This window comes from Labedaea rhizosphaerae, from assembly GCF_004362825.1.
GTDB classification, from domain to species: Bacteria; Actinomycetota; Actinomycetes; order Mycobacteriales; family Pseudonocardiaceae; genus Labedaea; species Labedaea rhizosphaerae.
Genome location: NZ_SNXZ01000004.1, coordinates 202849 through 217498, shown reverse-complemented (window position 1 = coordinate 217498; position 14650 = coordinate 202849). Strand labels below are relative to the sequence as shown.

At 70.1% G+C, this 14650-nt stretch carries 17 protein-coding genes; 12 read left to right on the top strand and 5 right to left on the bottom strand.

Annotation, left to right across the window (positions count from 1 at the left end):
• The first annotated feature begins 27 nt into the window (after nucleotides 1-27).
• Genes EV186_RS23830 through EV186_RS23820 form a run of 3 tightly spaced genes read left to right on the top strand, consistent with a single transcriptional unit; the run spans nucleotide 28 to nucleotide 2119 of the window.
• Nucleotides 28-1017: a permease gene (locus tag EV186_RS23830; protein WP_133851623.1), complete on the top strand. Its 990-nt coding sequence runs from the start codon at nucleotides 28-30 to the stop codon at nucleotides 1015-1017.
• A complete protein-coding gene (locus tag EV186_RS23825; protein WP_133851622.1) occupies nucleotides 1017-1766 on the top strand; it encodes a TIGR03943 family putative permease subunit in 750 nt (249 codons plus the stop codon). The genes EV186_RS23830 and EV186_RS23825 overlap by 1 nt, the downstream gene beginning before the upstream one ends.
• Nucleotides 1767-1816: 50 nt before the next feature.
• Nucleotides 1817-2119: a putative quinol monooxygenase gene (locus tag EV186_RS23820; protein ID WP_279538325.1), complete on the top strand. Its 303-nt coding sequence runs from the start codon at nucleotides 1817-1819 to the stop codon at nucleotides 2117-2119.
• Between the two features lie 12 nt (nucleotides 2120-2131).
• Here the strand turns inward: EV186_RS23820 and EV186_RS23815 are convergent, their stop codons facing one another.
• The 3 genes from EV186_RS23815 to EV186_RS23805 all read right to left on the bottom strand — a co-directional run bounded on the left by EV186_RS23815 (nucleotide 2132) and on the right by EV186_RS23805 (nucleotide 3361).
• On the bottom strand, nucleotides 2132-2518 hold the full coding sequence (locus tag EV186_RS23815; RefSeq protein ID WP_133852135.1) for a Fur family transcriptional regulator: 387 nt from the start codon (nucleotides 2516-2518) through the stop codon (nucleotides 2132-2134).
• Between the two features lie 59 nt (nucleotides 2519-2577).
• A complete protein-coding gene (locus EV186_RS23810) occupies nucleotides 2578-2967 on the bottom strand; it encodes an ArsR/SmtB family transcription factor (protein ID WP_133851620.1) in 390 nt (129 codons plus the stop codon).
• 109 nt (nucleotides 2968-3076) lie between these two features.
• Nucleotides 3077-3361, bottom strand: coding sequence for a DUF6703 family protein (locus EV186_RS23805; protein ID WP_243754234.1), 285 nt, complete (start codon nucleotides 3359-3361; stop codon nucleotides 3077-3079).
• Between the two features lie 125 nt (nucleotides 3362-3486).
• On the opposite strand from EV186_RS23805, the gene EV186_RS23800 reads away from it, so the two are divergent.
• Nucleotides 3487-3870: an antibiotic biosynthesis monooxygenase family protein gene (locus tag EV186_RS23800; RefSeq protein WP_133851619.1), complete on the top strand. Its 384-nt coding sequence runs from the start codon at nucleotides 3487-3489 to the stop codon at nucleotides 3868-3870.
• A 118-nt stretch (nucleotides 3871-3988) separates the two neighbouring features.
• On the top strand, nucleotides 3989-5374 hold the full coding sequence (locus EV186_RS23795; RefSeq protein ID WP_133851618.1) for a glycine--tRNA ligase: 1386 nt from the start codon (nucleotides 3989-3991) through the stop codon (nucleotides 5372-5374).
• A 301-nt stretch (nucleotides 5375-5675) separates the two neighbouring features.
• Here the strand turns inward: EV186_RS23795 and EV186_RS23790 are convergent, their stop codons facing one another.
• The gene (locus EV186_RS23790) at nucleotides 5676-6551 is read right to left on the bottom strand and encodes a hypothetical protein (RefSeq protein WP_133851617.1); all 876 of its coding nucleotides are present in this window, start codon (nucleotides 6549-6551) and stop codon (nucleotides 5676-5678) included.
• 85 nt (nucleotides 6552-6636) lie between these two features.
• Between EV186_RS23790 and EV186_RS23785 the strand changes: the two genes are divergently transcribed.
• The 5 genes from EV186_RS23785 to EV186_RS23765 all read left to right on the top strand — a co-directional run bounded on the left by EV186_RS23785 (nucleotide 6637) and on the right by EV186_RS23765 (nucleotide 11278).
• On the top strand, nucleotides 6637-7242 hold the full coding sequence (locus tag EV186_RS23785) for a response regulator transcription factor (protein WP_133851616.1): 606 nt from the start codon (nucleotides 6637-6639) through the stop codon (nucleotides 7240-7242).
• Between the two features lie 58 nt (nucleotides 7243-7300).
• Complete coding sequence (locus EV186_RS23780) at nucleotides 7301-7939, top strand: YdcF family protein (protein WP_133852133.1); 639 nt, start codon at nucleotides 7301-7303, stop codon at nucleotides 7937-7939.
• Nucleotides 7940-7986: 47 nt separating this feature from the next.
• Nucleotides 7987-9252: a deoxyguanosinetriphosphate triphosphohydrolase gene (locus EV186_RS23775; RefSeq protein WP_133851615.1), complete on the top strand. Its 1266-nt coding sequence runs from the start codon at nucleotides 7987-7989 to the stop codon at nucleotides 9250-9252.
• A gap of 250 nt (nucleotides 9253-9502) precedes the next feature.
• A complete protein-coding gene (locus EV186_RS23770) occupies nucleotides 9503-10606 on the top strand; it encodes a serpin family protein (protein WP_133851614.1) in 1104 nt (367 codons plus the stop codon).
• A 75-nt stretch (nucleotides 10607-10681) separates the two neighbouring features.
• Nucleotides 10682-11278 (top strand): carboxymuconolactone decarboxylase family protein, encoded by a 597-nt coding sequence (locus EV186_RS23765; protein WP_133851613.1) that lies wholly within the window; start codon nucleotides 10682-10684, stop codon nucleotides 11276-11278.
• On the opposite strand, the gene EV186_RS23760 is transcribed toward EV186_RS23765, so the two are convergent.
• Nucleotides 11259-12173 carry a sigma-70 family RNA polymerase sigma factor gene (locus EV186_RS23760; protein ID WP_133851612.1) on the bottom strand — a complete coding sequence of 305 codons (915 nt, stop codon included), beginning with the start codon at nucleotides 12171-12173 and terminating at the stop codon, nucleotides 11259-11261. The genes EV186_RS23765 and EV186_RS23760 overlap by 20 nt on opposite strands.
• Before the next feature lie 35 nt (nucleotides 12174-12208).
• On the opposite strand from EV186_RS23760, the gene dnaG reads away from it, so the two are divergent.
• Nucleotides 12209-14116, top strand: coding sequence for a DNA primase (gene dnaG / locus EV186_RS23755; protein ID WP_133851611.1), 1908 nt, complete (start codon nucleotides 12209-12211; stop codon nucleotides 14114-14116).
• Complete coding sequence (locus EV186_RS23750) at nucleotides 14113-14649, top strand: hypothetical protein (RefSeq protein WP_166659300.1); 537 nt, start codon at nucleotides 14113-14115, stop codon at nucleotides 14647-14649. Before dnaG ends, EV186_RS23750 begins: the two co-directional genes overlap by 4 nt.
• The last annotated feature ends 1 nt before the right edge of the window (nucleotide 14650 follow it).

Here is a 14650-nt window from a genome sequence, read left to right as displayed (position 1 = left end):
GCCGTCGGTCCGTGACACGATGCGCAAGTGACAACCATTGTCGACAGGGACAAACGCCGCATAACCTCTGTCGAGGTCCTGTGCGCCCTGCTGGTCATCGCGCTGGTGGGCCACACGTGGCTGGCCGACCTGCTCGACGTGCCTGCCCTGCGCACAGGCGCGACGGTGTTCGTGGCGGTGTGCGCACAGGCGTTGCCGTTCCTGGTGCTCGGCGTGCTGATCAGCGGGGCGATCGCCGCTTTCGTGCCGGCCAAGGCGTTGCGTGCCGTCCTGCCACGCAACCCGGTCCTCGCGGTCCCGGTGGCCGGTGCGGCGGGCGTCGCGTTGCCGGGCTGCGAATGTGCGTCGGTCCCCGTGGCGCGCCGGCTGATGCAGCAAGGCGTCGCGCCGTCGGTCGCATTGGCGTTCCTCCTGGCCGCTCCCGCGGTCAACCCGGTGGTCCTGGTGGCGACCGCGGTGGCCTTCCCCGGTCAGCCCGAAATGGTGGCCGCGCGCTTCGCCGGGTCGCTGGCCACCGCGATCACCACCGGCTGGTTGTGGGCCAAGTTCGGCAAGAACAGTTGGTTCGCGTCGAAAGCCCTGACCCGCCTGCCCGAACAGGACGGCGGCCGCTGGCCGACCTTCGCCGAAACCGCCCGCCACGACCTGGTGGAAGCCGGCGGCTTCCTGGTGCTGGGCGGCATCACCGCCGCCGTCCTCAACGTCGCCGTCCCCACGAGCCTGCTGTCGGCGGTCGGCGGCAACATGGTGCTCGGCGTCGTGGTCCTGTCGCTGCTGGCCGTGGTCCTCGCCCTCTGCAGTGAGGCGGACGCCTTCGTCGCCGCGTCACTGACGACGATGCCTTTGTTGCCCCGCTTGGTGTTCCTGGTCGTCGGACCCGCCGTGGACGTCAAGCTCATCGCGTTGCAGGTGGGCACCTTCGGCCGGTCGTTCGCCCTGCGTTTCGCGCCGTTGACCTTCGCCGTGGCCATCACGTGCGGCGTGATCGCCGGTGCCGTCTTCGTGGGCGGTGCGTGATGCGCAGGGAAACCCAGAACATCCTGTTGCTGCTGTTGGGCGGCGCCCTGCTGAAGATCGCCATCACCGGCGACTACCTGCGCTACGTGAAGGCGTCCCAGCAACCGTGGCTGATCGCGGCTGGTGCCGTGATGCTCGCGCTGGCCGTGACCGCCATCGCCCGCGACATCCGAACCGCGCACGCCAACGAGTCGCAAGCCGAGTCCGGTCACGGTCATGATCACGGCCACGATCACGGCCACGATCACGGCCACGCCCGGTCGGCCTGGCTGTTGCTGCTCCCGGTGCTGGCGATCCTGCTCGTGGCCCCACCGGCCCTGGGCGCCGATTCGGTCACCAGAGCCGGGAACCGCGCCCCCGCACCGCCGGCCGACGACCTGGTCGACTTCCCGGCCTTGCCCAGCACGTCGCCCGTCGACGACACGTTGAGCGACTTCAACGCGCGTGCGGGCTGGGACCGCGCGCACAGCCTGGAAAACCGCCCGGTTCGGTTGACGGGCTTCGTCGTCCACAAGGGCGCGGACACCTATCTGGCGCGCTTGGTCATCGCCTGTTGCGCGGCCGATGCGTTCCCGGTCACGGTCAAAGTCACCGGTGCCGACGTGGAGTCCCTGCCCGACGACACCTGGCTGCAAGCGACGGTGTTGCTGGTTCCCGGCTCGTCGACCCGAGCCAACGACTGGACCCCGTCGGCCACCGTCGAAGCCTTGCGCCACATCAAGGAACCGACGGACGCCTACGAGTACTGATTGACCCTCACCTGTGCCCACATTGGAGGAAGCACGTGCCCAACGGGAACATGTTCAGCGTTTATGGACGGATGACCGCGTTACCGGGTCGGCGAGACGAGCTGGCGGCCCTGCTCGTCGAGGGACTCCGCGCCGGCGGCGAGGACAGCGGCCTGCTCGCCTATACCGTCAACACGGCATTGGACGATCCGGACACGGTCTGGCTGACCCAGCTGTGGGTCGACAAGGACGCTCACGACGCGACCACCCGTTCCGAGCCGGTCGCGGCCGTGTCCCGCCGGGTGCCGCCGCTGCTGGCTCGGCAACCCGAGGGCTGCTACGGCCACGCCGTCCACGTCCACTGCCCCGGCTGATCGCGGGGGCGCTCAGCGCGAGCAGGAGGCGCAGGTGCCGAACAACTCGACCGTGTGACTGATGCCGGTGAAGCCGTTCTCGCCGGCCACCCGGTCGGCCCAGCGTTCGACGGCCGGGCCCTCCACCTCGACGGTGAAGCCACACTTGCGGCACACCAGGTGATGGTGGTGGTGGCGCGAACACCGGCGGTAGATCGATTCGCCGGTGTCGGTGCGCAGCACGTCGATCTCGTCGGCGTCGGCCAGCGACTGCAGCGTCCGGTAGACCGTGGTCAGGCCGATGCCGTGCCCCTGCTTGCGAAGCTCGTCGTGCAGCTCCTGCGCGGAGCGGAAGTCGTCGAGCTGGTCGAGCAACTCCGCGACGGCGGCCCGCTGCCTGGTCGACCGTCGCCCGGGCACGACCGTGGTGCGCTGGTCGTCGCCGACGTCGCTGTACTTCTCCGAGGTCTTCTCGGGGGTCACGAGCGGCCCTCCTCGACGTGTGCCACCGCGTCGACCACGATATGCGACAGGTGCTCGTCCACGAGCCGGTAGGTGACCTCGCGGCCGTGCCGCTCGCCACGGACCACGCCCGCGCCCTTGAGTACCCGCAGGTGCTGGCTGATCAGCGGTTGGGCGACGCCGAGCGCGTCCACGAGTTCGTGCACGCAGCGGTCGGCCCCACGCAGTTCGAGCACGATCGCGATCCGGACCGGCGCGGCGAGCGCACGCAGCAGGTCACCCGCGGCGTTCAGCGTGGCGACCGGCCGCGGCGGCACCGTGCCCGCCGCCTTCCGCTCGGTGGAGTGCGGTCCGTGATCGGCCTCGGTGTCGGGTTCCCGCGTGCCTGCGGGCTGCGCGCTCGCCATGGCCACCTCCGGACTGCTGAATTCGGTTACCGTGTTCAACATCCTAGGCGCAGGGCGTGTTCCCCCGGTGGGTTCAGCGCCCGGCTCAGCGCATCGTTCAGCGCATCGTTCAGCGCACGGCCAGCGTGATGGCGATGACCACGAGGATCAGCAGCACGGCCACCCGGCCGGCTCGCTGCGAGGTGTGCAACGCACCCCATGTCGAGGCCAGCAGCCCGGCCAGTGCGAGCGCGAGCACCCCCAGCACGAGGGCACCGATCGCGCCGCCGATCAACACACCGCCCGCGAAGACCGCGACGACGATGAGGAACGCCGCGACGGGTGGCACCCGCGCCAGCAGCCCGTCGCCGGGCAGCAGCTGACCTTTGCGTGATGGTCGCTGGGGCAGGGGCACGGGTCGATCCTCTCGGGCGTGGGGTGACGGCCCGACGGTACCCGGCTGTCCGGTCCACTCATCCGGGTGAGGCATGCTCGTTCCCGCAGTCGTCACCGCAGTCGTCGTGATGGGAGGACCGGCTCGTGTTGCTGGTGTGCAGGTTCACGGTGCCGCAGGAGCGGGTCGCCGAGTTCGTCGAGCAGGCCGGACGCGCGCTCGACCTCTTGCAGGCCCAGCCGGGCTGCGTGCACGGCACCCTCGGGCGGTCGACCGATGACGACGACCGGTTCGTGCTCAGCGTGCTGTTCGAGTCGGTGACCGCCTACCGCCGGTCGATGTCGCCGTTCCCGGTGCGTGAGCTGGTGGTCCCGCTGCTCTCGCAGGCCGACAACGACGGACCGAGCGCGTTCGAGGTGCTCGTGGAGGCCGACCGCGAGGGCGGCGTGCGCAGGCACGCGAGCCTGGTCGCGGCGGACGCGGGCACCGTCCGTGTGGGTGACGCGGCAGGTCCGTCCCGGTCGCGTTGACGTCAGGACCGAAACGACCACGGACCGTCACCGATAATCCGGTCGGGGCAGTTCGCGGGCACAAGCTACGCTGAGCTTCCCACCCAAGTTGTCCAGCAACACCCAGTATGGAGTGTCCGTGCCCGCCGATCGTGTCGACACCGTCGTCAGCCTGTGCAAGCGCCGTGGTTTCGTCTTCCCCTCTGGCGAGATCTACGGCGGAACGCGGTCGGCCTGGGACTACGGACCCCTCGGCGTGGAGCTCAAGGAGAACATCAAGCGCGCCTGGTGGAAGGCCATCGTCCAGGGCCGCGACGACGTCGTCGGCCTTGACTCGTCGGTGATCCTGCCGCGCCAGGTGTGGGTGGCGTCCGGCCACGTGTCGACGTTCCACGACCCCCTGGTCGAGTGCACCTCCTGTCACAAGCGTTTCCGTGCCGACCAACTCGCCGAGGAGTACTCGGAGCGAACCGGCAAGCAGACCAGCGAGGACGACCTGTCCGACGTGCCGTGCCCGAACTGCGGCACCCGCGGGCAGTACACCGCGCCGCGCGAGTTCAACATGATGCTCAAGACCTACCTCGGCCCGGTGGAGTCCGAGGAGGGCCTGCACTACCTGCGCCCCGAGACGGCGCAGGGCATCTTCGTGAACTTCAACAACGTGGTCACCACCGCACGGCGCAAGCCGCCGTTCGGCATCGGCCAGATCGGCAAGTCGTTCCGCAACGAGATCACCCCTGGCAACTTCATCTTCCGGACCCGCGAGTTCGAGCAGATGGAGATGGAGTTCTTCGTCGAGCCCGGCACCGACGAGGAATGGCACCAGTACTGGATCGACGAGCGCACCCGCTGGTACACCGACCTCGGCATCGCCAAGGACAACCTGCGGCACTACGAGCACCCCAAGGAGAAGCTGTCGCACTACGCGAAGCGGACCGTGGACATCGAGTACCGCTTCCAGTTCTCCGGCCAGGAATGGGGTGAGCTGGAGGGCATCGCGAACCGGACCGACTTCGACCTGACCGCGCACTCCAACAGCTCGGGCGTCGACCTGTCCTACCGCGACCAGGCCACCGACTCGCGCTACAAGCCGTTCGTCATCGAGCCGGCCGCCGGTGTCGGCCGTTCGATGATGGCCTTCCTCGTCGACGCGTACACCGAGGACGAGGCGCCCAACACCAAGGGCGGCGTGGACAAGCGGGTGGTGCTCAAGCTCGACCGCAGGCTCGCGCCGATCAAGGTCGCGGTGCTTCCGTTGTCGCGCAACGCCGACCTCACGCCCAAGGCGCGTGACGTCGCCGCGGCGCTGCGCAAGCACTGGTCGGTCGACTTCGACGACGCGGGCTCCATCGGCAAGCGGTACCGGCGTCAGGAAGAGATCGGTACTCCTTTCTGTGTGACGGTGGACTTCGACTCGCTCGAGGACCAGGCGGTGACCGTGCGCGAGCGCGACACCATGCGCCAGGAACGGATCGCCATCAGCCAGCTCGAGTCCTACCTGGCCGGCCAGCTCATCGGCTGCTGACCAGCCACGCCTTTCCAGTCGCTCCGGCCGCCATCCCCATGCGGCCGGGGCGCTGTCACGTCAGCGGTCCGACAGGGGATCGGCACTCCTTTCTTCGCGTCCGGCCGGCTTCGAACGCCCGAGGGCAAGGCGGCGAAGCCGGTGCTGTCCGGTCACCTCGGCGGCCCCACTCGGGTCGGGGCGTGGAGGTGACGCCTTCATCGAGCCGTGTAACGCACGTTCGGGGTGCTCGAACTCGGGATGTTCGAGCCGTCGCCACATCAGGCTCAATGAATGTCCACTTCGGACTAGCTGTCGTCGATCAGCTCGATGCGCGGCATGGTTCACCCCTCCGGCTGACGTGCTTGTAGGCGTGGCGGAGTTCGGCGGCCACCGCCGCCGGTTCGCTGAACAGGCGTGCTTTCGGGGTGTGCACCACCGGCACCCCGGCCGCCGCCAAGTCGCGGTCGTGCCGCGATGACTCGCCGAACTCCCACGCCAAGCCGGGCTTCGGCCACCACGCGTCGACGACGGCGAGGAAGCGGCCGTCGTCGGTGTGGTGCAAGGCCGCGGTCCAGCTCGGCGCGGGCAGACCGGACGCACGGACGACGTCCCTGGCCTGCACTTCCGCGGGCGTGTACGCCCCCGCGGCCATCTCCTGCAACGCCTTTCGTGCCACCCCGCTGCCGGCCGACCGGGACCGGCCGAGTTCGGCACGGAGCTCCGCGATGTCGGTGTGCCCACCACGCACCAGCATGCCGAGCAGACCGCGTGCTCTGTCCACTGTGCCCAGCACGCGGGCCGCGTCCAACGCCGCGCGAGGCACCGGCGCGCAAGGGAATCCTTTACGCATCACCGGTTCTGGCAGCTGCGTGGTCCCCGTGACGCGCACTTTGTCGTTGCTGCGCGCTCCGGCACTGCTCGGTGCGAGCACGTGGATCGGCCCAGGTTCGGCCGCCGTCACGCCGTGCAGGTGCAGTGCGTCCATGCCGGTCACGACCGCGTGCGACCCGGCGTAGAACAACGCCGCCTGAAGGAACTGCGTGCGTCTCGGCGGTGACTTGCCGAGCATGACGACGCCGGGGAGCAGCGTCTGCCCGTACTTGGCGTTCAGGCCGAGCGCGGCCAACTGGCCGACCCGGGCGATCCGGTGCGGGAACAGTCCGGACAGTGCCGGTAGGTGCACGAGGGCTTGCATGGCTCCAGCTTCGGCCCTGTCAAGGCGGTGTGGGTGGGGGTGAGCCGGATCTGTGGATAACTGGGTGCCTGTGGATAATCCGTTCGTGATCCGGATACTTCTGGCCGATGACCAGGCATTGGTCCGTGGCGCACTGTCCGCGATGCTCAACCTTGAATCGGACATCGAGGTGGTCGCCGAGGTCGGGTCGGGGGACGAAGTTCTGGATGCGGCGCTGCGAACGACCCCGGATGTCGCGCTCCTCGACGTCCAGATGCCGGGCAAGGACGGTCTTGTGGCCGCCGCCGAACTGCGCGAGCGGCTCCCGTCGTGCAAGGTCATCGTCTGCACGACCTTCGGCCGGCCGGGCTACCTGTCCAGGGCGATGGCGGCGGGCGCCGTCGGGTTCGTTGTGAAGGACTCGCCGCCGGAGCAGTTGGTCGACGCCGTGCGCCGGGTGGACTCCGGGCTGCGGGTCGTCGATCCCGCCCTCGCCGCGGAATCCCTCGCCAGTGGCCCGAGCCCGCTCACCGAACGCGAACGCGAAGTTCTGGCCGCGGCCAGCGTGGGCGGCACGATCGCGGACGTCGCGAAGCAGCTGCACCTGTCGCAGGGAACCGTGCGCAACCACCTGTCCGCGGCCATCGGCAAGACCGGTGCGCGCACACGCGCGGAGGCCGCCCGGCTCGCCGAGGACCGCGGCTGGTTGTAGCCCGCCCATGACGCTCCCATGACACGGCTCTGCCAGGATGGGGCGGGTGACCACGCCGATGACCACCGCTGCCCGGGTGCGCCGGGCACTGCGCCGCGGCGTGCTCGGGCTGGTCCTCGTCGGGGCGCTCGTCGTCGGCGGCACGGCGTTCCGCGTGTGGCAGCTCGGCCGGATCGACGACCGCACCCACGCCGATGCCGTCGTGGTGCTCGGCGCCGCGCAGTACAACGGCAAACCGACGCCGGTGTTGAAGGCCCGCCTCGAACACGCCAAGCGGCTGTACCAGGACGGTGTCGCGAAATACATCATCACGTCTGGTGGCAAGCGGTCCGGCGACCGCTACACCGAGGCTGAGGCGGGCGTGCGCTGGCTCACCGCCAACGGTGTGCCCGCCGACCACGTCATCCCGGTCGGCGAAGGCAGCGACACGCTCGGCACGATGCAGGCCGTGGCCAACACGGTGAAGGGCCGGGGCTGGCACTCGGTGGTCCTGGTCAGCGATCCGTGGCATTCGCTTCGGGTGCGCACCATGGCATCCGACGTCGGCCTCGACGCCTGGACCTCGCCCACGCACAGCGGCCCCATCGTGCAGACGCGGGAGACGCAGTTGCGGTACATCCTGCGTGAGACCGGCGCCCTGCTCTACTACCGCGCGACCCGCGCGCCGGCCGACGACATCGGCATCGACCTGGGATAACGCCGGCTCGATCGGCTTTGTCGGTGGGAGCGCCTACCCTTTTCGGCGTGGTTGCGGGATACGCCGAACACGACATCGCCCGCAGGTTCGCCGAACCTGCGAAGGGCGGTGCGCTCCCGGGTGCGCCCGTGAGCAGGCGCAGCCCCTTCTCCCGGGATCGGGCCCGGGTGCTGCACTCCGCGGCCTTGCGCAGGCTCGCGGGCAAGACCCAGGTGGTCGGCCCCGGCGAGGGCGCCGAGATCAGCGGGATCCCGCGGACCCGGCTGACGCACTCGCTCGAGGTCGCCCAGATCGGCAGCGGCATCGCCGAGGAGCTGGGCTGCGATCCGGACGTCGTGGACACGGCCGGGCTCGCGCACGACATCGGGCACCCCCCGTTCGGGCATAACGGCGAACGAGCACTCGACGAGGCGGCGCAGGCCTGCGGCGGGTTCGAGGGCAACGCGCAAACCCTGCGGATCCTGACCAGGCTCGAGCCGAAGGTGCCCTCGGCCGGTCTCAACCTGACCCGTGCCTCGCTGGACGCGGCGACCAAGTACCCCTGGCCGAGGGGGCCGGGCATGGTGAAGTTCGGGGCGTACGCCGACGACCTCGGCACGCTCGCGTGGGTGCGGGAGGGCGCACCCGGGCGGCGGCGGTGTCTCGAGGCGCAGGTCATGGACTGGGCCGACGACATCGCCTATTCGGTGCACGACGTGGAGGACGGGGTCCGCTCAGGACGGATCTCGTTCGGCATGCTCCGCGATCGCATCGAGCTGGCTGCGGTGGCCGAGCTGGCGGCGAAGCACTTCTCGCCCGAACCCGTGTCAGCGCTGGAAGACGCGGCCCAGGACCTGCTGCGGCTGTCGTTGGTGGCCGGCTTCGCGCAGCGGCCCTACGACGCGTCGCTGGACGCCCAGATCACGTTGAAGCAGCTGACCAGCGAGCTGGTCGGCCGGTTCGCCACGGCCGCGGTCGCGGCCACCCGGGCGGTCGCGGGTGATGGCCCGCTCACCCGGTACGCCGCCGACCTGGTGGTGCCGCCTCGGGTCCAGGCCGAGGTGGCGCTGCTCAAGGCGGTCGCGGTGCGCTACGTGATGAGCGACGAACGCAGGCTGGCCGAGCAGGCCCGGCAGCGCGAACTGCTCGCCGAATTGCTCGACACGCTGGCCCGCACGGCGCCGGACACGCTGGAACCGGCGTTCTTGCCCGCCTGGCTGGCCGCAGCCGACGACGCCGCGCGGCTGCGCGTGCTCGTCGACCAGACCGCGTCGCTGACCGACCAGCAAGCGGTGACTTGGCACCACCGCTGGTGCACCGGCCGGGGAGTGTGATCGGTGGCACACTCGAATCATGTTGGGTGCATTCATCCGGTTACTGCGCAGGTTGACCAGACTGACCAAACGACGAGCCCGAGCCGGTGGGTCCGGTGGGAATCGCGGCGGCGGGGGTGGTGGTGCCGCTGGGGTGCGTGAGCCGCGCAAGCCGAAGCCGGTCGGTCCGCGGGCCGACGCGGCGGCCAGGCCGACACCGCCCGAAGATCAGCACGTGACGTTGCCCGATGCGAGGCGGTAAGCAGGAGAGGTGACGGACGAGCACGCACACCTCAATTTCTGCCTCCGCCTGCACCGGGCCTTGGCCGCCGACCCGGACACCACGTCGTGCTGGTCGCCGTTCTCGGTGGCGAGCGCGCTCAGCCTGCTCACCGCGGGTGCCAGCGGGGAGACCCGCGACGAGCTGAGCGCCGCGCTGGCCGACGGCGACCACGCGGACTTGGTCGAGTTACTCGAGGAGGCCGGTGAGCTGGCGCCGGTGGGTGAGCGCGACGACCCGCCGCAGCTGGCCGTGGCGAACACCCTCTGGGCCGACGCCTCGATCTCGGTGCGCGAGGAGTTCGTGACCGAGCTGGCCGCTCGGCGTGGGGGTGGCGTGCGTGAGGCGCCGTTCCACGAGGACCCGGCGAAGGCACGACGGCTGATCAACAACGACGTGGCGGAGACGACCAACGGACTGATCCCTGAGCTGATCCCGTCCGGCGCACTGCGCGCGGACACGGTGTCGGCGCTGGTGAACGCGCTGTACCTGAAGGTGGCGTGGCGATTCCGGTTCAGCGAACAGGCGACGACCGATCGTCCGTTCCGCAGCCCGGCCGGCCGCATCGAGGTGCCGACGATGCAGCTGACCGAGTCGCTGGACTACGCCCACCTCGGCGGCTGGCAGGCGGTGGGGCTGCCCGCGCTCGGCGACGTGCAGGCGGTCGTGCTGTTGCCCGACTCGCGTTTGGCCGATGCCGAGCCCGCGCTGACCGGTGCTCGTCTTGCCGTGATCCTGGGTGCGCTGGGGCGCCAACGCATCGCGTTGTCGATGCCGAAGTTCCGGCTGTCGATGCGGGCCGATCTGGTGCGTGCGCTGACCGAGCTCGGCGTGCGGAAGGTCTTCACCGACGACGCCGAGCTGGACGGCATCACGTCGAGCCGGCTCGCCGTGCACGCCGTGCTGCACGAGGCCGTGCTCAACGTAGACGAGCAGGGCATCGAGGGCGCGGCCGCCACGGCGGTGCTGATGCGCACGGTCGCGGCCATGATCAGCCGCCCGGTCACCGTGCAGGTCGACCGGCCGTTCCTGTTGCTGGTCCGGCACCAGGAATCCGGCGCGGTCTACTTCATGGCGCGCGTCACCGAGCCGTAGCCAGCACGGGTTGTCACATCTCGGCGCGCCGCCTCGTCACCCCCTTCGACAGACCAACGACCAGGGGAGGCCGAGATGCCGAGGATCACCGGGATTCCGACTCGTGAAGCAGGGTTCGTACTGAAGGCCGTGTACTGGTTCACGCGCAGGCAGTACGGCGCGGTCATGGAACCGCTCACGGTGACCGCCCACCACCGCAAGATCCTCAAAGCCAGCATCAAGCACGAGCTGGCCGTGCAACGCGGTGCGAAGGTACTGCCCACCTCGGTGCGGGAGCTCGTCCAGTACCGGACCGCGCAGCAGGTCCAGTGCTCGTGGTGCATCGACTTCGGCACCATGCTGCAGAAGCACGAGGGGCTCGACATCGAGCGGTTGCGCAAGATCGACGACTACGCCACCGCCCCCGAGTACACGCACCAGGAACGGATCGCGCTCGCCTACGCCGACGCCATGACCGCGACCCCGACCGTGGTCACCGACGAGCAGGTGGCCGAGCTGGTCGGGGAGTTCGGCAAGGACGGCGTGGTCGAGCTCAGCTACATGATCGCGTTGGAGAACGCCCGCGGCCGGTTCAACAGCGCGCTGGGCATCACCGACCAGGGGTTCACCTCGGGCGATGCCTGCAAGATCCCCGTGCCGGCCGACGCGGAGGTCAGTCGGGAACGCGGGTGAGCTTGTCGGGGTTCACGATGTCGTAGATCGCGACGACCAAGCCGTCGCGGATCGCGAACGTGGTCACGCGGCGGTCCATGTCCCAGCGGCCGTCCTCCCCGCGCGAGCCCGGCAAGAGCATCCCGAGGTCGCCGTTGATGCGCACGACCCGTCCGTCGCCCAGTCGCCTGGGTCCGTAGCGCTCGGCGAGGCCGAAGAAGAAACGGGTGATCTTCTCCGCACCGACCAGCCTGCGCCGGGCCGTGCGGGCCTTGCCGTCGCTGTCGCCGACCAGCACGGCGTCCGGGTGCAGCAACCGCACCACGGATTCGAGGTCGCCGGTGGTCACGGCGATGACGAACTGCTCGATCACGGCGAGCTGGTCGGGCATGGGCGCGCGGCCCGGGGGATCGGCGTCGGCGACCGCCCGCCGGCCGCGCGAGGCGTACTGGCGCGCAGTCGCGACCTCGCAGTTCAACATCGCGGCGATCTGGTCGAACGGCACGGCGAACGCGTCGTGCAGCACGAACGCCACCCGCTGCTCCGGGGTGAGTTGGTCGAGCACGATCATGGCGGCCATCCGCACGCCGTCCTCGCGCACCACGACGTCGAGCGGGTTCTCGCCGGTCCCGGTCATGTCGGTCACCACCGGCTCCGGCAGCCACGGGCCCACGTAGCGTTCCCGGCGCGCCGTCGCCGAGCGCAGCCGGTCGAGGCAGAGCCGGCCGACCACCGTCGTCAGCCACGCGGGCAGGCTTTCGATCTCCTGCGCGTCCACAGTGGACAAGCGCAGCCAGGCCTCCTGCACGGCGTCCTCGGCGTCGGCCATCGAGCCGGTCAGCCGGTAGGCGATGCCGAGGAGGCGAGTGCGCTCGGATTCGAAACGCTCCGCCAGGGACTGCTGGGTAACCGGCACGACCTCATTCTTCCAGGCCGATCTAGACTGTGCCGGTGGCAGGACGTATCCGGGAAAGTGACATCGCCCTGGTACGTGACCGCAGCGCGATCGACGACGTCGTCGGCGAGTACGTGGCGCTGCGCAGGGCGGGCGGTGGCGCGCTCAAAGGGCTGTGCCCGTTCCACGACGAGAAGACCCCGTCGTTCAACGTCCGCCCGTCGCACGGCACGTTCCACTGCTTCGGCTGCGGCGAGGGCGGCGACGTCATCGCGTTCGTGATGAAGCTCGACCACCTGAGCTTCGTCGAGGCGGTCGAACGCCTCGCCGACCGCGTGGGCGTGCAGCTGACCTACGAAGGTGGCGGCACCAGCGTCCAGCGCGACCGCGGCACCCGCTCCCGGCTCATCGACGCCCACCGCACCGCCGCCGAGTTCTACGCCGAGCAGCTCAGGACCAATCCGGAAGCGGCGAAGGCACGCGAGTACCTGGAGAACCGCGGCTTCGAGACGACCGGGGCGCCGTTCGGCTGCGGGTACGCGCCGTCCGGCTGGGACCGGCTGACCAAGCACCTGCTCGGCCGCGGCTTCGAGGTCCAGGAGCTGTACAAGGCGGGTCTCTGCCGGGAAGGCAGGCAAGGCCCGACCGACCGGTTCATGCGCAGGCTGTTGTGGCCCATCAAGGACATCGGCGGCGAAGTGGTCGGCTTCGGCGCACGCAGGCTCTTCGACGACGACCGGATCGAGGCGAAGTACCTCAACACCGCCGAGAGCCCGATCTACAAGAAGTCGCAGGTGCTCTTCGGGCTCGACCTCGCCAAGCGGGAGATCGCCAAGCGGCACCAGGTGGTCGTGGTCGAGGGCTACACCGACGTCATGGCGATGCACGCGTCCGGCGTGCCGACCGCGGTCGCCACCTGCGGCACGGCATTCGGTGAGGAACACATCTCCGTGCTGCGCAGGCTGTTGATCGACGACGACGCGTTCCGCGGCGAGGTGATCTTCACCTTCGACGGTGACGCGGCCGGGCAGAAGGCCGCGCTCAAGGCGTTCGAGGACGACCAGCGCTTCGCCGCGCAGACCTACATCGCGATCGCGCCCGACGGCATGGACCCGTGCGAGCTGCGCCAGGCCAAGGGCGAGGCCGCGGTGCGCGACCTGGTCGCCCGCCGCCAGCCGCTGTTCGCCTTCGCCATCCGCGCCGAACTGGACAACCACAACCTCGAGAACGCCGAGGGCCGGGTCGAGGCGTTGCGCCGCACCGTGCCCATGGTCGCCCGGATCAAGGAAGTGGCGTTGCGCGACGACTACGCGCGCCAGCTCGCCGGCTGGGTCGGCTGGGAGGACACGGCCACCGTGGTCCGCCGGGTGCGTGAGGTCGCGGGTACCCCGGTGACGGTGTCCACTCGTGGTCGCCGGCCGCGCCAGCCCGATCCCGCGCAAGCCGCGCTGGCCGTCGACGTGGACGGCCCGGCCCGGCCGCGCCGCGACGACCCGCAGCTGTGGGTGCAACGCGAGGCGCTCAAGGCGGCCTTGCAGGCCCCCGCGCTGGCCGGTCCGCACTACGACCAGGTGTCGGAAGAGGCGTTCACCGATCCCGCGTACCGCGAGGTGCACCAGGGGATCATCAAGTCGGGCGGCACGTCGAGCGGGCTCGCGGGTCCCGCGCTGATCGAGACGATCGCCCGCAACTGCCCGCACCAGGTCGTGCAGTCGCTGATCACCGAGCTCGCGGTCGAGCCGCTGCACCACCGGCGCGAACCCGACGTCCGCTACATCGGCAGCCTGATCGCCAGCCTCCAGGAGGGCCTGGTCGCGCGGCAGATCGCGGACCTTAAGTCGCGGTTGTTCCGGGTGAACCCGGTGGACGAGGCCGACGAGTACCGCGCGCTCTTCGGTGATCTGGTGGCATTGGAGCAGTACCGCAAGTCGCTGGCCGAGCAGGCGGCCGGAGGTTTCGAGTGAGCTGGTGGGACAAGGTGCTGCGCCAGGGTGCCCCTGAGGGGTTCTCGGGCAAACTCGACGCGCAGGAGAACGTGCTGGCCACGGCCGAGGTGACGGGCGGTGGCCATGTGCTGGCGACCTCGCACGGGCTGTGGCTGCCGGACGAAGACGGCGCCCGGCGCATCGGCTGGCACCTGATCAGCAAGGCGACCTGGGGCAATGGCTCGCTGGTGGTGATCGAGGCCGTCGAGGACGGGCACGCGGGCGCCGCGGTGCTGCTGTCCGACCTGCCCGCGCGCCGGTACAAGCTGGCCAAGCCGGGCAAGGTGCCGCAGGTCGTGCAGGAGCGGGTCACGGGGTCGATCAAGACGCGGCACCGCCAGGAGTTCCCCGGTGGGGGCGCGTGGTTCGTGCAGCGCAAGGTGGCCGGTCGCGACGGCTTCGTGTTGCAAGTGCGACCCGACCCCGGCACCGACCGCGACTCGGTGGCCGCCGTGGCCGAGAAGGTGGCCGCGGCCGTCGAACAAGCACGGGAGAAGCGCGCCGCCAACTGAT